Origin of the sequence: Acinetobacter sp. WC-323 (genome assembly GCF_000314615.1) — a bacterium.
GTDB lineage: Bacteria > Pseudomonadota > Gammaproteobacteria > Pseudomonadales > Moraxellaceae > Acinetobacter > Acinetobacter courvalinii.
This window is the reverse complement of the sequence record NZ_AMZS01000014.1, coordinates 1-18,742: the sequence shown is the minus strand read 5'-3', so window position 1 is coordinate 18,742 and position 18,742 is coordinate 1. Positions and strand designations below refer to the sequence as shown.

The window sequence follows — 18,742 nt, the reverse complement described above, 5'->3', positions numbered from 1 at the left end:
AAAAAAATCAATTTGAGAGGTGATATACAGATGATGCAGACTCAAGTATCAGAACCGCAAAATTTAGATCATGACGGCCAAAACAAATTCTCATGTTTTTCAACCAAGAACTATCATCTCGAGGTGAATAACTTCGTTAAAACGATCAATACACCTGCAGCAGATACCGCACTATTTAATGAAGAGATTGCGCAATGTTTTGCAGAAATTAAAGCGCAAGGACATCAAAATCCGGTTTTAATTGGTGCTCTACCTTTTGATATTACAAAGAAAAGTAGCTTAAATTTTTATGCTGATTATAAAAAAATAACACAGCCATCTTTGACGGATCATGCATTAAAAAATATGAATAATATTGAGGTCATTCATAAATCATTACTGATTCAACGTCAAAAATTTGAAGGGACAGTACAGTTAGCCCTAGATGCTTTTGAGAAAAAACAGGTAGAAAAAGTTGTACTTTCCCAGGCAGTTGAATACGAATTTAATCATCGGCAACAACCACAAAACCTATTGGCTGCCTTATTAAAACAAAATCCAAATGCCTATAATTTTGTGATTCCGGTCGAACATCATAATTATATTTTAGGTGCAAGTCCTGAACTGCTTTTATCAAAACAGGGACGTCTTGTAATGAGTAATCCATTGGCAGGTTCTCGACCTAAATCCCGGATTTCTGAAAAAAATCGAGTCAGCCAACAAGAACTCCATCACTCGGAAAAAGATCAGAACGAGCATCGGATTGTAGTCGAAAATATTATAAAAAATCTGGCCACATATTGTGTCGAGCTTAAAGTCACTGAATTTCCGGATATTTTAGAAACATCAACAATGCTGCATTTATCCTCAGAATTCCAGGGCGTACTCAAACAGCGGGCAGCGGATGCATTGAATCTGGCATTGGAATTACATCCAACGCCAGCAGTCTGCGGCGCACCGACTGATGTTGCCAAGCAATTTATTTTAGATCATGAAGGTTATGACCGACAGTATTATACGGGGTTAGTCGGTTGGATGGATGCGGAAGGCAATGGGGAATGGGTAGTGACCATTCGATGTGGCTTACTCAGTGAAAACAAGATGCGCTTGTATGCAGGTGCCGGCATTGTAGCAGGATCCGATGCTGAATCTGAATGGCTGGAAACGGAAGCCAAAATGCAGACCATGTTAAATATTTTTAATTCAAGCAGTGCTGTTTGATGATGAGTTTCGCTCAGGCCTTGCCAGACAGCGTGCATCTCTGGGCTGATCATTACAAGCTGGATATAAAATTTATAATGAGAATTGAATTGTGAATACGACTGAGAAAAAAATTGCATGGGTTGTTGGCGTCAACCAGGGTATTGGATTGGAGGTCATGCAGCGTCTATGTGCTGAAAATATACAGGTGGTCGGTATAGATAAAGCAAACGATCAAGTTCCTGAGCCGTTTAAGGAGATGATCCAGATTTGTGACATACGCGATGAACAGCAAATTTCTAATCTCTGTCGTAGATTGTTAATCAACAGTCCTCCTGATTATTTTATCCATGTTGCGGGAGTCTTACATTTGGGGCAGCATGATGAAATGTCATTTGCCCAATGGAGAGAAACATTTGAAGTCAATCTATTTTCTCCCTTTCATTTTTCTCACTATTTAAGTCCATATTTTAAAAAGAAAATGAGTGGAAATATTGTGATGATTTCTTCTAATGCCACCAAAGTACCCCGTATGCATATGTCTGCATATGTCTGCATATGGTGCCTCTAAATCTGCGCTCACCTATTTCAGTAAAACAGTGGCGCTGGAACTGGCTCAATTTGGTATACGCGTCAATATTGTCTCGCCAGGTTCGACAGCGACGGCGATGCAATATCAGTTATGGACTAATACAGATGGTGAACAAAATACAATTACAGGGAATCTCGAGCAGTTTAAGGTGGGAATACCGCTAAAGAAAATTGCGAAGGTAAACGATATCGCCAATGCGGTCATGTTTTTCATCAGTGACCAATCTTCCCATATTACGATGCATGATTTAGTGATTGATGGTGGCGCAAGCTTGGGGAGTTGAATACTTGGCGAGTTAAGCCCACTGAGTGATTATTGATGAATATCACACCTTCAAAAGATGAGCTTATGTGAGTAAAGATGAGTCACAAATAAATCGCTGTATTTGGGGAACAAGCGCAATCAAACCAGATTGCGCTTGTTCCATGATGTCTAGGACAAATTAAAAATGGTACTGGAACATGACGTTCACGAGTTTATTCCATTTACCGTCATCTCCCTGTGCGAGTGAACTGCTGTTTCCGCCGACAAAGGGGTCATTTTTACTCATCACATATTCTGTATTTAAAGACATATTCTTGTATCCCCAAGTGACACCTAGAATATTTCTTTGAGAGTCATTAAAGTTTTGTTCCTGTTTATGAAAACCACTGAATACCAGATAAGGGGTTACATTGAGCGACTCCATCACGTCTTTAAATACATAGCTTGTATCAAGCGTATAGAAATAACCTGTGTTGGCAATGTCATATTCGCTATCAAATGAGCCAAAAGTTGACTGATCAGGGCTTAAGGCATCCTTATTGCGAATCGACTGTTTGCCGCCCGTCAGCACAACATTCAGGTTTTTATAATGAATGCGATTAAACAATGCCCAGGTATTTCTCCAACCGTCAGCCCCATGCTTGTTATTTTTAATGTCTGAGTACCAATAACTTCCACCTACCGATACATCGAGATCATCACGGCTTAAAAGCGCCTGATCCACTCGCGCCATCCACATATTTTTTTCGTTTAAATTGGTTTTTAATGGATCGGAAGAGTGAACTACATTGGCTGTGTAACGGGCTGAATCCTGACTTGCGCCATGATAGTTGCCTCCATCGCTGGCAAAATAAGCCAGATCGATTTTGGTTAAGGAAGGCAGTTCAGTGTGATAATTTATCCCTAAGTTGGTCGCATCCTGCAGTCCCATGGTATTGTTAAGCCCTGCATAAAAACTACTATCCCAAAATCTTCCCGGACCAAAAGGAATTGGTTGCAGGCCCAATGTAATGTTATCCGTGGCATTTAAACGATAGCCCGCATAACCATACACCAAGGTTGAAAAGTCACATAAACGATCATATTGATAACAACGATATTCCAGCTTTCCAAACCAGTCCGAGCGCTCATAATCTAAACGTAAAATGGCAGCATCGAACTTAATTTTTTGATCGGAAGCTGGCTCGCCATAGTGTTTATCTTGGTAGTTGGCGCGTAATGTTCCTGAAACGGTTAAGGCACCCAATTGATTTTGCGCATCACCCAATGTAATGCCAGCAGTGGCTGGTAAAGAAATTGCGAAGAGTAAAAAGCTTAAAGCAGATTGTGCGTAGATTTTTTCCAAAATATTATCCGTATTTATTCAATAAGTTAATTAATTTTCTATAAAAGAAAATATATGTTGAAAGGTCTCAAGGCGTTTTATGGTAATTGTTCATAACCGAATGGTCTAGTTTTTGTAGGGAATTCGTGGCTGCAGAAAGGCGTTTTTAAGCCTAAAAAATATCAGAATTTGATGAAAATTTGATCGGTTGGTCAGTGTGGAATTTTAATCTTTTAAGCTTAATTTTATGTGGTCGGATACAGATTGTGGCTTTGTGAATGTGTTGCTTGAGAACTGACCAATATAAGCCTGAACTGGCATTTGTGAAGGCAGTGGATTAAGCGCCTTTCTTTTTCATTCTATGAAGCTTGAGCGAAACTGTATGGTTCAAAAGCTCGACTCTTTGTCACAAACTGGAAGCCAAATCAAGACTAGTCTAAAAAATATTCTGTGAGTGATTTTATTTTTCATAAGATTTGTGACTGTTAAAACGAGAACTCGACACCTTATTGTAGAATGGAGTCAAATTGGATGAACTTTTTTTATATTTCCTTCATTCATACTTAACGAACAATAACGGTTTCAACTTTTTTGAAGGACACTTTATGTTTGTACTTGAGCCAAAGCATGTACATATGAATCTACGTGCCAAGGATAAGGCAACAGCACTGCAATGTTTAGTTAATATTCTGGTTGAAGATCAGTTAACGACAGCAGAGTATTTGACGGGTTTACAGGATCGTGAAGCGCAGGGTGCCACTTATCTGGGACAGGGCATCGCCATTCCACATGGTACACCTCAGTCGCGTGAATTTATCAAACAGACCGGGATCCGGCTTGCGCATTTCCCAGAAGGCGTGGTGTGGGACGGGGAACATAAAATTTATCTGGCTGTGGTCATTGCTGCCAAATCAGATGAGCATTTACAGGTTCTGCAAATCCTGACCCGCGCTTTAAATCACGATGTCAGTGTTCAGGTACAAACGGCAACCACGGCTGAGCAAATTATCGATATTTTGCAGGTACGCCCGGATACGTTGGTTATCCATGAAAATTTAATCCAGACCCAGACCCATGTTGAAGATATTGATGATTTTTTCTGGGCCGCAGCAAAATTATTAAAACAGCAAAAACTGGTAGAAGCGGGTTTCCTGAGCCAGTTAGATCCTAAAAACCTGATTCAGATTCAGGATGCCATCTGGACCATTTCAGGAAAAAATTACGTTGCAGAAGCCGCCGTCAGTATTGTTCAAGCAGAGCAGATTCTGAATTTCGCGCAAGGACAAATCCAGACCTTAATCTGCATTGCCCAGCATGAGCAACTTGATACGCTACAGTTGAATCATTTAATTGATCTTCTATTTCAGTCAAATATTCAACAGCAACTTCAGTCCGAGCAAAGTCGCCATGAAATCGCCAAGCTGATTGGTGCTGAAATTATTCCGGACTGGCCGTATCAGCCGGTGGTACTTGCCAATAAACATGGATTGCATGCCCGTCCTGCTACGCAACTGGTCAATATCAGTAAAACATTTAAAGGCGACATTCAGGTTGCGGTGGATGGCGGTCCCTATGTTTCTGCTAAAAGTCTAACCAAATTACTGGCTTTGGGTTGTCAATATGGGCAGACCCTGACCTTTATTGCTGAACCCAATACCGATGCCGTAGAAGGTCTCACGGCAATTGTTCAGGCGGTTAAAAATGGTTTGGGCGAAGAGGTTGAAGCGCTTGATCAATCTGAAACCGCTTCAATTGTTCAAGCAGAAACTGCGTGGGAAGAAATTGTTGATACTGATTTACCTGCTCAGGGAACAGCTGCATCTTCAGGGCTTGCTTTTGGCCCAGCCCATGTGATCAAACCGAAAAAATTTCAATATGAACGTTTTGGGCGCAACCTTAAAGCAGAAAAAGAAAAACTGGAAATCGCACTGTATAGCGTAAAAAACACGATTCACCAGCTTATCCTGAAAACCGAGATTGACGAGATTAAACAAATCTTTCAGGCTCATCTGGAAATGCTGGACGACCCCGAACTGATTCAGCAGGTGCATCAGGGTTTAAATCAGAATTTAACAGCAGCTGCAGCATGGCATGACTATATTGAACAGGCTGCACAAACCCAGGCAGCGTTGAATGATCCACTGCTGGCAGAGCGCGCAGCGGATTTACGCGATATTGGAGACAAGGTTTTAAGTGTGCTGTGTGATGAGGTGATGCCACTTGAACCTGAGCAAGCTTATATTCTGGTCATGCATGATCTTGGGCCTGGGGATGTGGCGCGTTTAGACAAAGACCGCGTAGCAGGAATTTTAACAGCTGTGGGTGGTGCATCGGCACATAGTGCGATTGTGGCACGCGCATTGGGCATACCTGCCGTGGTGGGTGCTGGTGAGCAGATTCTAAATATTGAGACACAAACCACCGTGCTGATTAACGGGGATACGGGCGCAATTGATATTGATCCAGCAGCTGAGCAGATTGAGCAGGCGATTCGTGAGCGTGAGCAGCAAAAACAGCGACGTCAGCAAGCGGAACGCCATTGTCAGGAAGCAGCGATCACGATAGATCAGCATCAGGTTGAGATTGCAGCGAATATTGGCAAGATTCTGGATACCGCAAAGGCGGTTGATCATGGTGCGGAGGCGATTGGTTTATTGCGGACCGAGCTGGTGTTTATGGCACATCGTCAGGCGCCCAATGAAATCACGCAGGAAAAAGAATATCGTCATGTGCTGGATACCCTTGCAGGACGTCCACTGGTGGTACGGACACTGGATGTCGGTGGTGATAAGCCGTTACCTTATTTGCCGATTGCTACCGAAGAAAATCCGTTTCTCGGTTTACGCGGAATCCGCCTGACCTTGAGAAAGCCGCAACTCTTACGACAGCAGCTCATAGCTTTAGTCAAAGCAGCAGATGGACGTCCTTTACGAATTATGTTCCCGATGGTGGGGCGAATTGAAGAATGGCGTGCAGCCCGACATATTCTGGATGAGGTGCTGGCAGAATATCCATGTGAAAACCTGCAAGTGGGAATCATGATTGAAGTTCCTTCAGCTGCCTTGCTCGCGCCATTACTGGCCAAAGAAGTGGATTTCTTTAGTATCGGTACCAATGATTTAACCCAATATACCTTGGCGATTGATCGTGGACATCCGGTATTGTCTGCCGAGGCGGATGGATTACATCCAAGTATTTTATTATTGATTGATCAGGCCGTCCGGGCAGCACATGCCCATCAAAAGTGGGTCGGGGTGTGTGGTGAACTGGCAGCCGATCCGAAGGCTGTCCCGGTTTTATTAGGCTTGGGAGTGGATGAACTGAGTATGTCTTCATCCAGTATTCCTTTGGTCAAAGCACAAATTCGGACTTTGAATTATGCAGATTGCCAGCAGCTTGCTCAACGCGCTTTACAGTGTGAAAGTGCCACAGCAGTCCGTGCTTTGGTGGAGTTGACGCATGGCTAAAATATTAACCATTACTTTAAACCCTGCGATTGATGTCACACTTGAACTGGATGAATTGCGAGTGGGTGAGGTCAACCGCCAGCAGCAGGTGCAATCTCATGCGGCGGGTAAGGGTCTCAATGTTGCACAGGTGTTGCATGATCTTGGACATGAGCTGATTGTGTCAGGCTTTTTGGGGAAACAGAATCGGGCCTTGTTTGACCAGCATTTTCAGGCGATGCAGTTTGATAATCAATTTGTTTATGTTGAGGGCGAAACCCGCCAGAATATTAAGATTGCTGAACAGTCTGGACGAATGACCGATATTAATGCCAAGGGTTTTCGGGTGTCTGAGCAGGATAAACAGGCGTTTTTTGCGCGTATTCAGACCTGTTCGCAACACGTCGATTATGTGGTGATTGCTGGCAGTCTGGCTCAGGGTTTTAGCATAGATGATTTCAAGTACCTGATCTCGATCTTGCACAAACAGCACAAGCATGTTGCGATTGATAGCAGCGGGCAGGCCTTGGTGGCTGCGATTGAAATGAATCCGTGGATGATCAAACCCAATACCGATGAATTACAGGAAAGTTTTGGTGAGGTGGCTGAAAATTGTTCCCAACAGCTTGCCTTGTTCCAACGCTTAAATTGTCAGATTGAACATATTGTCATTTCGATGGGAGAAGTCGGTGTCAACTGGATCAATCCGGCACTGGCCTTGCATGCCAGTCCGCCTCCAGTCACTGTAAAAAGTACCGTCGGTGCAGGTGATTCATTACTGGCAGGCATGGTGCATGGCTTGGTAAGTAACATGACAGCTGAGCAAACTCTCAAAACAGCTACCGCCATTGCCAGTCATGCTGTGACGCAAGTCGGCTTTCGTGTGCCTGAAGCTCAGCGACTGGAAGCGCTAAAACAACAAACCATAATCAACACTTTGGATAAGTCTGATGCAAACAATTAAATCTGTTTTATTTGTGATCAATTCGCAACAGTATGTCAATGCGTTGATTCTGGCAAAAAAACTGTCTCAGCTTGCGCAGCAGCAAGGCTATGACAGCGCGATCATTACTGTGCAGGATCAACTTCCTGAACAAGATTTTGATACGGCTGTTTTTATTGGCCAAGCACCTTCACAACTTGAGGCTTTTAATGACTATGCGGTTGCCACCATTTCATTGCAGCAAGCGATGGATAATGCCGAGCAGTCTTTGCAGGATGCTTTGAGCAAGACCACGACAGTTGCACAATTGGCGACACAGCCAAATGCTCAGCCTCAGGCACAGAATTTTGTTGCGGTGACAGCTTGTCCAACAGGTGTGGCACATACCTTTATGGCGGCAGAAGCATTACAACAGGGCGCAGCTAAATTGGGCTATCGCATTCAGGTCGAAACACAAGGTTCGGTGGGTGCTAAAAATATCCTGACCGATGAAGCCATTGCTGCTGCGGATATTGTGATTCTTGCTACCGATATTGAAGTCAATACCGACCGCTTTGTCGGCAAACGCGTATATCGTTGCGGTACAGGCTTTGCATTGAAGCAAACCGATAAGGCATTTGCAGAAGCAATCACGGAAGCCAAGCTTTTAGAATCCTCTAAACAAAATAGCCAAAAGGCTAATCAAGAGTCCAATAAGGAAAAAACAGGTGTCTATAAACACCTGTTAACTGGCGTATCCTTTATGTTGCCGATGGTGGTAGCGGGCGGTTTGCTTATCGCGCTATCCCTGTGTTTTGGACTGAATGCGGCTGAGCAGGCGGGAAGTCTGGCTGCTGTGTTAAAGCAGATTGGTGCGGCTGCTTTTAGCCTGATGGTGCCGATGCTTGCCGGATATATTGCTTATTCGATTGCGGATCGTCCGGGTCTGGCACCTGGTCTGGTCGGTGGCCTCATCGCAACGCAATTAAATGCGGGATTCTTAGGGGGGATCGTGGCTGGCTTTTTAGCTGGCTATATTGCCTTATTCCTGGCCAAAAAAATCAAGCTACCTACCAGTCTGGAAGCCTTAAAGCCGATTTTAATTGTGCCCTTATTGGGAACATTATCGGTCGGTCTAATCATGTTTTATGTGGTGGGACATCCGGTCGCGCAAATTTTTGAGATGATGAAGGACTTTCTCAACAATATGGGCACCACCAACGCCGTGCTAATGGGTATCGTACTGGCTTCGATGATGTGTATTGATTTAGGCGGGCCGATTAATAAAGCCGCCTATGCCTTTACCGTGGGTTTATTGACCACCAATACCTATATGCCAATGGCCGCGACCATGGCTGGCGGAATGGTGCCTGCGATTGGGATGGCGATTGCAACCCTATTGGCAAAGCAAAAGTTTAACCAGAGTGAGCGAGATGCAGGTAAAGCTGCATTTGTGTTGGGCCTGTGCTTTATTTCCGAAGGGGCGATTCCCTTTGCAGCCAAAGATCCGATTCGGGTCATTCCTGCCTGTATCGCAGGCGGGGCAGTCACAGGTGCCTTGGTGGCATTATTCCATTGTGAATTGGTGACACCGCATGGTGGGATTTTTGTGTTGCTCATTCCAAATGCGATTAGTCATGCCTGGCTCTATCTGGCAGCCATTGCAATTGGCAGCGGTATTACCGGTGTAATTTATGCGCTGTTAAAACGCCGTGAAGTGGTTGAGGTGCAGGCTGCCTAGGCTTTGGTTGTTCTCCGTTAAAACATATAAGGTAGATTGTTGGGCACAATGATCTACCTTTTTTATTTGTCATTACCTCTAGATTCCATCAATCAATGCATCGAAAATCACAGTGAGTTTTTGTGTTAATTCAATGAATTTTATCTTTCATTTGCCAGCCATTATTTCATTCAATCACTATTTATTGTTATGATATAACATAACTTTAATTTATTTGTGATTTTATGTCTGCTTTATCTCAACGTTTACAAGCGATTGATGCACTAAGAGGGTTAGTGATTCTGATCATGATGGTTGATCATGTACGTGAAACCTTTTACTTACATCATCAAGTCCCAGATCCGATGGTGATTTCTGAAACAGAAGGATCACTGTTTTTTAGCCGAGTTTTAGCCCATCTGTGTGCACCCGTTTTTGTGGTGTTGACCGGTTTATCTGCTTATCTCTATCAGGCCAAGAATAATAGTATTGCGATGACGCGCGAATTTTTGTTGAAGCGCGGTTTATTTTTAATTGGACTTGAACTACTAATTGTCAATTTCGCGTGGACAGGTAAATTCCCGCCCGATGTGATTTATTTACAAGTCATTTGGGCGATTGGTTTTAGTATGATTGCCTTGGCATTACTCATTGGCTTGCCACAAAAACTGCTGTGGGGCATCAGTTTGCTGATCATTTTTGGGCATAATTTAATGGACAATATTTCATTCGCACAGGGTTCTGTGATGAATGGGATATGGTTGGTCTTACATGAGCGGGGCTGGATAAACTTTGGAGAGGTGCTACGGGTCAGAACATCGTATCCCGTGTTGCCCTGGATTGGCGTGATTACTTTAGGTTATGGTCTTGGCCATGTTGTTTTTGGCAAACCGAAGACGACTCAGCAAAAGAATCGTATGCTCTTCACTTTTGGTTTGATGGGCATTGCTTTATTTTTCGTATTAAGGATGCTCAACATTTATGGTGACCAAGCTTGGGAAATGATGCCAACGTGGAGTGAAACATTGATGAGTTTCCTGAACCTGACCAAATATCCACCTTCATTATTTTTCATTTTATGGAATGTGGGGATCGGGCTTATTATTCTGGTCTTATTACAGAAGATTGAAACCAAAAACTGGGTCAAGCCTTTAATCATCTTTGGCTCTGTACCAATGTTTTTCTACATCGTGCATTTATTTGTGCTTAAAACCTTATATGTCATTGCTGTAGGTATTTGGGGACATAATTATGGCAATTATTATGGCGTGGATCACATGGCGACAGTGTGGGGGGGTGCTGTGATTTTAAGCATTGTTTTATATCCGGCGATGCTGAAATTCTCTTCCTTTAAACATCGTAATAAGCATATTCCGTTGCTTAAATATTTTTAGTTTATTGAAAATAGAGTTGTTTTTTCATATTCAGCTTGAATGAGACCGACTATTTAAAGATTCAGAAAAACCTCTTGTCTAAGCCAAGAGGTTTTTTACTTTCATTGCAACTTATCTTGGGTTTTGGTCTCAAAGTCACTGGCATCATGCCGCTCATGCAGTTGACTGGCTAAATCGCCAAAAGTACGATTCACCATACGACCACGTTGTACCGCAGGACGCGCGAGAATGGCGTCGGCCCAACGTTGCACATGTTTATACTGATCGACGCTTAAAAACTCATCCGCATTATAAACCCAGCCTTTGACAACGCTGCCATACCACGGAAAAGCTGCAATATCGGCAATGCTATATTCCTGACCTGCGAGGTATTCGTGCTTTGTTAAATGTTGGTCTAATACGTCCAGTAAACGTTTAGTCTCCATCGCAAAACGGTTAATCGCATATTCAATTTTTACTGGGGCATAGGCATAAAAATGTCCTAAACCACCACCAATATAAGGTGCGCTGCCCATTTGCCAGAATAACCAGTTCAAACATTCGGTGCGTGCAGCAATGTCAGTGGGAATAAAGGCTTTAAATTTTTCAGCCAGATAGAGCAGGATTGAACCTGATTCAAATACCCTGAGTGGTGGATTTTGACTATGATCCACCAAGGCGGGAATCTTAGAGTTCGGATTAATTTCAACAAAGCCGCTACCGAATTGCTGGCCTTCACCAATTTTGATTAACCATGCGTCATATTCAGCCCCGACATATCCAAGCGCGAGTAATTCTTCCAGCAGAATCGTGACTTTTTGTCCGTTCGGCGTGGCAAGTGAATATAACTGTAATGGGTGCTTTCCGACCGGAAGCTTGTGTTCATAGCGACTCCCTGAGGTGGGCTGGTTGAGATCGGTTTTGTCTCCAGTCCATTGCCAGACTTTAGGTGGGATATAGTTTGAATCCTTCATTTTTATTGGCCATATCATGAATCGATTGATTCAGTTTAGGTGAGCCAGCGCAGGATTGAGTGGGTTTTTTGTGGCAAAACTTTAACCGTTTTTGAATCAACAAGACTGAAGCCTGATTAATCAGATTTTGATTGCATGATCTGAAAGTGTTGATTAATCACATGCAGCCAGGCCTGCACCGCAGGAGAGACGGGCAGATTCTTTTTCCATGCCATAGCCAGATGCCACAGAATATTTGGCTTTTCAAGTGGAATGGCGGCAAACAAATCGGGATCGAGCATGTCGGTATAATATTGCGGTAACAGGGCAATGCCCATACGTTGCAGCACCATATCTGCCAGCAGATTCCATTGACTGGTTCGGCAGGCAATGCTTGGGTAGAAACCATGCTGTTCACAGGCATCCAGAATAATACGATTCAGCGAGAAATTTTCAGGAAACATCAAAAAGGATTGATGCTGTAATTCTTCCAGGTGTATTTTCTTGCGTGTTGCCCAGGTCGCATCACGCCGTAATAACACCATCAAAGGATAGTTACATAATTCAATGCTATTAAAAATGTGCTGGTCAAAAGGGTGCAGCAACACGCCTACGTCCAGTTCATTATTTAATAACGCCTGTTCAATTCCTTTGGAACCGACCTCAAGAAAGGCAAGCTCGATCTCTGGCCATTGTTGATGATAATCAAATAGGGCGGTGGTCAGCAGTTGCGAGCCTAAAGGCGGTACACCCAACTTTAAAGTGCCTGTTTTTAGTTGCTGATAATTTTCGATTTCCAGAAAAATATTTTGTTCTGCCTGTAGTAGCTCGAGCGCATGCTGATAGATGCGCTGGCCAATTTCCGTCAGTTCAACCTGTCTTTTTCTGCCATGTTCAGGTTTGACCAAGAGCTGTACCTGCAGTTGTTCTTCCAACTGCTGCAAGATTTTACTGATGGTCGGTTGAGTCAGGTAGAGCTGTTCAGCGGTACGGGTAAAACTTTTGGTTTTGACCAGCGTGACAAAGCATTGCAGTGATTTGAAGGAAAGCATAATGAATATAAAATTATTCCATTTAGGCATAATATTAACATGAATAATTCATATTTTCCGAATAGCACTGGGCTAGCATAATGAGGTAGTTCACCAATTTATTTGCTTGTCATGAGTACTGAATCCACTTCTGCAACGTTTTCTCCCAATAACTTGTTCACATTGCTTAAACAGATTTTAATTCTGGCGGCTTTTTGGGGCGCAGGCTATGTTCTGCATCAACAACTCGGTGTCCCGATCTCCGCAGGGATTTTAGGCATGTTGTTATTGCTGATCTGTCTGTTTCTAAAGATTATTAAAATAGAGCAGGTAGCCATGGGGGCTACGGTGGTTTTAGGCGAGTTATTGCTGTTTTTTGTGCCTGTGGTTGTCGCCGTAGTCCAGTACAAAACCTTATTTATGACCGAAGGTTGGCAGATTGTCCTGAGTATTGCCTTAGGCACAATCTTGGTGATGTTGAGTACCTGTCTCACCATTCATTACTACAATCGCCTCAAAAGCTATTTGCAAACACGTAAACCTTTCCAGCATAAGCATATCTAAAGGCATTTCATATGAATATCTGGTCAATCCTCTGTCTGATCTGGACCTTGGTCGCCTATTTGGTTGCAAAACGTCTCTATCAGAAACATCCTAAATTGTGGTTTTCTCCCGCGATTAGTGTGCCGGTGCTCACGATTGTATTGATGGCGATTTTTGGCATTTCCTATCAGACTTATGCCCAAGATACGCAATGGATCGTGAATTTGCTTGGACCCGCAACAGTTGCCTTTGCTGTGCCTATTTACCGTTATCGCGATACTATCCGTAAAAACCTGGGGGTGTTATCCATCGCGATCATTGTCGGCATGAGTGTGGGGGTAATGTCGGCTTATGAGATGGCGCAACTGTTTCATTTCAGTCCCGAAGTCACCAACAGTTTGATGGCCCGTTCAATTTCAACACCTTTTGCGATGATTCTCGCTGAAGATATTCATGGTTCGGCTGCACTGGTGTCGCTATTTACCGTGATTACCGGCTTGGTCGGAATGATTTGTGGCGATGCCATTTTAGCATTCACCAAAATCCGTTCAGCGGTAGCCAATGGTGCCGCATTCGGTAATGCAGCTCATGGTTTTGGTACAGCCCGGGCGCAGCAACGTAATAGTGAAGAAGGGGTGATTGCCAGTTTAACCATGGTGATTGCGGGTATCCTGATGGTATTGGTCGGGCCGTTTGTCATTCACCTATGGTTATTAATTTAAGTCTTGAATTGACTGTTACATAAGAAAATAGGGCGTGAGTCAAAGCTGATTGTTAATCACAGCAAGTGGCTTTTGGATTCTCTATGACTCACTGTCCTTAAAGGTTTCATTCAAGGCCTGTTGCACTGCATCGACTCTGGATTTACAGGCTTTATAAGCCGTCATTGATTCTTCGACAATTTTCATCAAATTATCAATATCCGGTTGTTCCTGCGCTTCCAGTAGTTCGGCATTGTTTTTTAATAATGCATAACCGTCTTTAAAGCTTAATTCTTTCTTCGTCATGATCAATCACCTCGGTAAGCTGGGCATGGATATAGCCATCCTGCATTTCAATAGATAGGCATGAACTCGCTTGATGGATAGAGCGAATCGCCTTGTTTTCACTACGGACAATGCCATAACCTTTGGCGAGTACGTTTCTGGGATTTTGCAATAAAGTTTCCCGCATCAAGGTTTCGATTTGAGTCGAGGCTGTTTTGAGTTGCTGCTTGGCAAAATATTGTAGCGTTGATCTGGCAACCTGAAGCTGCAAATGGCTGGTACTGATCTGATTCTCAGCCTGCGACTTGATACGATGAATCAACTGCTCATTCTGGCTTTGATAAGCCGTAATCTGATGTTGGGAAAGCAATTTGATGCTTTGAAAATATTCCATCACTTCTACAGAACGTTCCGAGATCAGATTACGGATACCTGCAATCACCTTACTTGGCGTATCGAAGGAACGATGCGCAATTTCATCTAAAATGGTTCGATCTTTTTCATGTCCAATCCCGACCCAAATCGGTACTTTGCGTTTACATAGCAGGGCGGCCAAATCATAGTCATTTAAATAGGCCAGATCGTTGACTGCACCGCCACCTCGAATGATCACGATCAGGTCGGGCGGAATGGTGTAATCTGCTGCCCATTGACGGAGTCCTGTGCCTAAGGACTCCATAATGCTATTGGCTGCGGTATTTCCCTGAAAAGTCGCGGTGTGATAGACAAAAGTGCAGACACCTGCTTGCTGTAATGCGTCGGCATCTTTCTTGAAGTCACCTAAGCCGGCTGCATTTTCAGGTGCAATCACCAATACATGCTCAATATCAAACGGTGTAGGAAGCGCTTTATTCAGAGCAAGTAAACCTTCACTGCTGAGTCTGGCCAGAATTTGCTGATAACGTTTGGCAATATCACCGAGGGTAAAACTTGAGTCGATATCTTCAATATTGACAGAGAAGCCGTATTGCGGATCGAAGCGAGCTTTAATTTTAATCAGTACATTCAAATCTCTGGATAGCTCAATACCACTTTCACGCTCGAACTTCAGCACGATTTTTGCGGCAGTAAATTTCCAGATCGTGGCTTTACAGCTGGCAATAACTTTGTCGGTGTCCTGTTCTTTTTCAGCCAGTTCAAGGTAATAATGTCCACCTTTGATACTGAGATTGCGAATCTCGGCTTTCACCCAGACTGGCTCGTCAAAGGTCAGGCGAATGATTTCCTGTACGGTTGCTAGATAGTCGCTAAGAGAAAGTTGCGGTTCAGACATTAGGTCAGACAATGAATAGGATAGGGCTATAGTAGCAAATGGATTAACCTGATAACAAATCAGACCTATCTTGTTTTTATTTATTTTTGATAAGTCATAACGCATCTACAGTCTATTTTAAAGATTACTGTAGATGCGTATTGTGAGGTAGATATTAGAGTGATTTATTCCATTTCAATACTTTAAATAATCCAAACATAAACATGATCCAGACCGGAATTAAAATCACCGATTCCTTAAAGCCTTGCGTCCACATGATATATAAAATCATCACGATAAATGCCAAAACCAGATAATTACTCAGGGGTGAGAATAGGGCCGGGAATTTGACGGTTTTGCCTTGTTCCTGAATGGCACGTTTAAATTTTAAATGGGTAAAGCTAATAATGGCCCAGTTTAGGACCAGCGCCGCAACCGCCATATACATTAAGTGGCTTAAGGCTTGTTCCGGCACAAAATAATTCAGTAATACACAGCCAAAAATCAGCACAGAAGAAAAGATCACCGCAGGCATTGGTACACCTTGTGTGCTGACTTTTGCAAACACTTTGGGAGCATTGCCTTGAACAGCCAAGCCATACAACATGCGGCTATTGGCATACATGCCACTGTTATAGACTGAAAGCGCGGCGGTTAAAATAATAAAATTAAGTAAATGCGCTGCCCAATTAATCCCGAGCTGGCTGAAAATCATTACGAAAGGACTTTTATCCAGACCGCCCAAATCCAGTTGATTCCATGGAATGAGTGACATGATGATGGCAAGTGAAGCGACATAGAAAAGCAAGATCCGGAAGATCACCTGATTGATAGCTTGCGGAATACTTTTTTCAGGATTTTCTGCTTCAGCAGCCGTCATACCGATCAGTTCAATGCCGCCAAACGCAAACATTAAAAAGGCCAGCATATAAAACAAACCGGAGAAACCATGCGGGAAAAATCCGCCGTGTTGCCATAAGTTGGTGAAACTGGCCGTCGAATCAGCTCCCGCGGTCAGCAGCAAGTACAAACCGAACACAATCATGGAAATGACAGCAACAACTTTGATAATCGCTAACCAGAATTCAGATTCGCCGTAAAACTTCACATTGCCCAGATTTAAGCAGGTGACCACGATGAAGAAAAACAAGGTCGAAATCCATGCCGGAATATGTGGCCACCAATAATGGATATATTTGGCAATGGCTGTCAGCTCAGTCATTGCCACCAGAATATAGACGACCCAATAATTCCAGCCTGATAAGAAACCAGCAAATCTTCCCCAATATTTTTGTGAAAAATAACTAAAAGAGCCTGCGACAGGTTCTTCTACAATCATTTCACCCATTTGACGCATGATCAGAAATGCGATCAGACCAACGATAGCATAGCCCAAAATAATCGAAGGGCCAGCAGACTGGATCACTTGAGCAGAACCTAAAAACAGACCTGTACCCACAGCACCGCCCATAGCGATCAGGTGAATATGACGGTTTTTTAGTCCACGTTTTAATTGGGGGGAAGAGTTACTCAAAATAAGATGCGCTGAACAAAAAAGAAGTGATTGTAATGGATCGTGAGAGGAACGACTAGTTTGAAAATTGAATTATGATCAGTAGTGAAGAATATTAAGATGAGATTGCTAATAAGAAGATGCTTGATAGAATCGGTTTTAATGAAAAATAGCCTTATAGTTATCAATAGATGGAATTTGATGAGTTATCTTTACCGTGATTCATGAAGGTTATATTTGCTATGAGAAATAACAAAAGCTTAAATGAATTGTGAGTAGTCCCGAGAGAAGGTGCAAAAAGTTGGATGCAGCAATTGAAGTCTTTTTTGTGGAGGGTGTATAGAAAATGGTCCTAAAATTAAGATGTGAGAGAAAGATATTATGTATTCTAATTTAGATAAAAAATATCCTTCTTTTGATATTACTCTTAAAAGTTTTGCTATTTTCGGATTAATCTTTATCCTTTTTAGCTTTTTTTCAGGGCTTTCTGTTGGATTGTATAACTATTCTGGTCTTGAATTAGATGGTATTGCCCAGTTTATTTGGTATATAACATATTTTTATTTCGCATATCTATTGGGTTTTTGTTTATTAAAACATGTATATATGCGTAATAAAGATAATATTTCTTTTGGCAAAGTCGAAATTTTAACTTACTTACTCTTGGCTGCTTATTATTTGTTTGTATTTCCTCGTTATTATTTGTTTAATGGTAAGCATGATTTATATGGTTTTAGGTTTTTGCTAGGTTTTATATATCCTTTTTGGATACTAACGCCATTATTTTTTTCTAATTTTAAGGGGCTTTGTTGCACAAACCTATCTGTAAAGGCTTTTTCAGCGATATAATTTTCAAATGAAGAAGCCTACACACAAAATCTACCGCACAACCAATTGGCCCGCATATAACCGAGCACTCATTAATCGCGGAAATATTGCCCTTTGGTTTGATCCTGCTACGCAATGGTATGCTCCATCAAAAGGCAAACAAGGGCGAAATCAAACCTACTCCGACGCAGCCATCCAATGCTGCTTAATGATTAAATCCTTATTCCGTCTATCTTTACGTATGGTCACTGGCTTTGTGCAAAGTCTGATTAAACTTTGCGGATTAAATTGGACCGCACCAGATTACAGTACGCTTTGTCGAAGACAAAAGCATATTGATATTGCAATCAGCTACCAAAAAAGTAGCGATGGGCTGCATCTACTCGTAGACTCTACAGGGATGAAGTTTCTAGGTGAGGGCGAATGGAAACGCAAGAAACATGGAGCTGAATATCGTCGCCAATGGCGTAAACTACATATTGGTATAGATGCCAAAACCCTACAAATACGCGCTATTCAGCTCACAACCAATAATGTCTGTGATTCACAGGTGCTTGGTGATTTACTTAATCAGATTCCACAAGATGAGCAGATTGACTCTGTTTATACCGATGGAGCTTATGACACCAAGCAATGCCGTCAGGTCATTGCAGATCGGCAAGCACATGCGGTGATTCCACCTAGAAAAAATGCGAAACCATGGAAAGATACAAAGAGTAGCTCGCTAGAGCGAAATGAATTACTTCGAACAATTAAACGTTTAGGTAGGACACTATGGAAAAAATGGTCAGGCTATCATCGCCGAAGTTTGGTTGA

General features: G+C 42.7%; 15 protein-coding genes and 1 pseudogene. 10 read left to right on the top strand and 6 right to left on the bottom strand.

The annotated features are described in order from the left end of the window. The first annotated feature begins 30 nt into the window (after positions 1-30). Positions 31-1,200: an isochorismate synthase gene (locus ACINWC323_RS16990; protein ID WP_009507266.1), complete on the top strand. Its 1,170-nt coding sequence runs from the start codon at positions 31-33 to the stop codon at positions 1,198-1,200. Between the two features lie 91 nt (positions 1,201-1,291). After that, positions 1,292-2,054: pseudogene (gene dhbA, locus ACINWC323_RS0118680) on the top strand (2,3-dihydro-2,3-dihydroxybenzoate dehydrogenase). 159 nt (positions 2,055-2,213) lie between these two features. Here dhbA and ACINWC323_RS16995 read toward each other — a convergent pair. Continuing rightward, on the bottom strand, positions 2,214-3,380 hold the full coding sequence (locus ACINWC323_RS16995) for a hypothetical protein (RefSeq protein ID WP_009507262.1): 1,167 nt from the start codon (positions 3,378-3,380) through the stop codon (positions 2,214-2,216). Between the two features lie 584 nt (positions 3,381-3,964). Here ACINWC323_RS16995 and ptsP point away from each other — a divergent pair. From ptsP to ACINWC323_RS17015, 4 genes are all read left to right on the top strand, one after another. Beyond that, positions 3,965-6,826 (top strand): phosphoenolpyruvate--protein phosphotransferase, encoded by a 2,862-nt coding sequence (gene ptsP / locus ACINWC323_RS17000; protein WP_009507297.1) that lies wholly within the window; start codon positions 3,965-3,967, stop codon positions 6,824-6,826. Beyond that, the gene (pfkB, locus tag ACINWC323_RS17005; protein WP_009507284.1) at positions 6,819-7,769 is read left to right on the top strand and encodes a 1-phosphofructokinase; all 951 of its coding nucleotides are present in this window, start codon (positions 6,819-6,821) and stop codon (positions 7,767-7,769) included. Before ptsP ends, pfkB begins: the two co-directional genes overlap by 8 nt. Then, complete coding sequence (locus ACINWC323_RS17010; protein WP_009507325.1) at positions 7,756-9,468, top strand: fructose-specific PTS transporter subunit EIIC; 1,713 nt, start codon at positions 7,756-7,758, stop codon at positions 9,466-9,468. Before pfkB ends, ACINWC323_RS17010 begins: the two co-directional genes overlap by 14 nt. A 224-nt stretch (positions 9,469-9,692) precedes the next feature. Continuing rightward, positions 9,693-10,841, top strand: coding sequence for an acetyltransferase domain-containing protein (locus ACINWC323_RS17015; protein WP_009507272.1), 1,149 nt, complete (start codon positions 9,693-9,695; stop codon positions 10,839-10,841). Between the two features lie 101 nt (positions 10,842-10,942). Here ACINWC323_RS17015 and yghU read toward each other — a convergent pair whose 3' ends face one another. Both yghU and ACINWC323_RS17025 read right to left on the bottom strand, forming a co-directional pair. After that, the gene (yghU, locus tag ACINWC323_RS17020; RefSeq protein ID WP_009507305.1) at positions 10,943-11,794 is read right to left on the bottom strand and encodes a glutathione-dependent disulfide-bond oxidoreductase; all 852 of its coding nucleotides are present in this window, start codon (positions 11,792-11,794) and stop codon (positions 10,943-10,945) included. Between the two features lie 116 nt (positions 11,795-11,910). Further along, complete coding sequence (locus ACINWC323_RS17025) at positions 11,911-12,825, bottom strand: LysR family transcriptional regulator (RefSeq protein ID WP_032880921.1); 915 nt, start codon at positions 12,823-12,825, stop codon at positions 11,911-11,913. A 111-nt stretch (positions 12,826-12,936) separates the two neighbouring features. Between ACINWC323_RS17025 and ACINWC323_RS17030 the strand changes: the two genes are divergently transcribed. After that, complete coding sequence (locus tag ACINWC323_RS17030) at positions 12,937-13,368, top strand: CidA/LrgA family protein (protein ID WP_009507270.1); 432 nt, start codon at positions 12,937-12,939, stop codon at positions 13,366-13,368. Positions 13,369-13,379: 11 nt separating this feature from the next. Further along, complete coding sequence (locus ACINWC323_RS17035; protein ID WP_009507317.1) at positions 13,380-14,069, top strand: LrgB family protein; 690 nt, start codon at positions 13,380-13,382, stop codon at positions 14,067-14,069. Positions 14,070-14,150: 81 nt separating this feature from the next. Here ACINWC323_RS17035 and xseB read toward each other — a convergent pair whose 3' ends face one another. The 3 genes from xseB to ACINWC323_RS17050 form a co-directional block, all read right to left on the bottom strand. Continuing rightward, a complete protein-coding gene (xseB, locus tag ACINWC323_RS17040; RefSeq protein WP_005231258.1) occupies positions 14,151-14,354 on the bottom strand; it encodes an exodeoxyribonuclease VII small subunit in 204 nt (67 codons plus the stop codon). Further along, a complete protein-coding gene (gene xseA / locus ACINWC323_RS17045; RefSeq protein WP_032880918.1) occupies positions 14,329-15,606 on the bottom strand; it encodes an exodeoxyribonuclease VII large subunit in 1,278 nt (425 codons plus the stop codon). The genes xseB and xseA overlap by 26 nt, the downstream gene beginning before the upstream one ends. A gap of 154 nt (positions 15,607-15,760) precedes the next feature. After that, complete coding sequence (locus tag ACINWC323_RS17050; protein WP_081401840.1) at positions 15,761-17,119, bottom strand: amino acid permease; 1,359 nt, start codon at positions 17,117-17,119, stop codon at positions 15,761-15,763. 360 nt (positions 17,120-17,479) lie between these two features. Between ACINWC323_RS17050 and ACINWC323_RS0118675 the strand changes: the two genes are divergently transcribed. Both ACINWC323_RS0118675 and ACINWC323_RS17055 read left to right on the top strand, forming a co-directional pair. Beyond that, entirely contained in the window at positions 17,480-17,947 is a 468-nt protein-coding gene (locus ACINWC323_RS0118675) for a hypothetical protein (protein ID WP_212749670.1), read from the top strand. Positions 17,948-17,954: 7 nt separating this feature from the next. Beyond that, on the top strand, positions 17,955-18,742 hold a 788-nt coding region (locus tag ACINWC323_RS17055; RefSeq protein ID WP_009507051.1), incomplete at its 3' end, for an IS5-like element IS17 family transposase.

Excerpts from the sequence above, each read along its gene's own strand:
- ACINWC323_RS17035 (WP_009507317.1), top strand. The coding sequence starts at position 13,380 with ATGAATATCTGGTCAATCCTCTGTCTGATCTGGACCTTGGTCGCCTAT.
- xseA (WP_032880918.1), bottom strand. The coding sequence starts at position 15,606 with ATGTCTGAACCGCAACTTTCTCTTAGCGACTATCTAGCAACCGTACAG.
- xseB (WP_005231258.1), bottom strand. The coding sequence starts at position 14,354 with ATGACGAAGAAAGAATTAAGCTTTAAAGACGGTTATGCATTATTAAAA.
- ACINWC323_RS16990 (WP_009507266.1), top strand. The coding sequence starts at position 31 with ATGATGCAGACTCAAGTATCAGAACCGCAAAATTTAGATCATGACGGC.
- ACINWC323_RS17030 (WP_009507270.1), top strand. The coding sequence starts at position 12,937 with ATGAGTACTGAATCCACTTCTGCAACGTTTTCTCCCAATAACTTGTTC.
- ACINWC323_RS17025 (WP_032880921.1), bottom strand. The coding sequence starts at position 12,825 with ATGCTTTCCTTCAAATCACTGCAATGCTTTGTCACGCTGGTCAAAACC.
- yghU (WP_009507305.1), bottom strand. The coding sequence starts at position 11,794 with ATGAAGGATTCAAACTATATCCCACCTAAAGTCTGGCAATGGACTGGA.
- ACINWC323_RS17015 (WP_009507272.1), top strand. The coding sequence starts at position 9,693 with ATGTCTGCTTTATCTCAACGTTTACAAGCGATTGATGCACTAAGAGGG.
- ACINWC323_RS17010 (WP_009507325.1), top strand. The coding sequence starts at position 7,756 with ATGCAAACAATTAAATCTGTTTTATTTGTGATCAATTCGCAACAGTAT.
- ACINWC323_RS0118675 (WP_212749670.1), top strand. The coding sequence starts at position 17,480 with ATGTATTCTAATTTAGATAAAAAATATCCTTCTTTTGATATTACTCTT.
- pfkB (WP_009507284.1), top strand. The coding sequence starts at position 6,819 with ATGGCTAAAATATTAACCATTACTTTAAACCCTGCGATTGATGTCACA.
- ptsP (WP_009507297.1), top strand. The coding sequence starts at position 3,965 with ATGTTTGTACTTGAGCCAAAGCATGTACATATGAATCTACGTGCCAAG.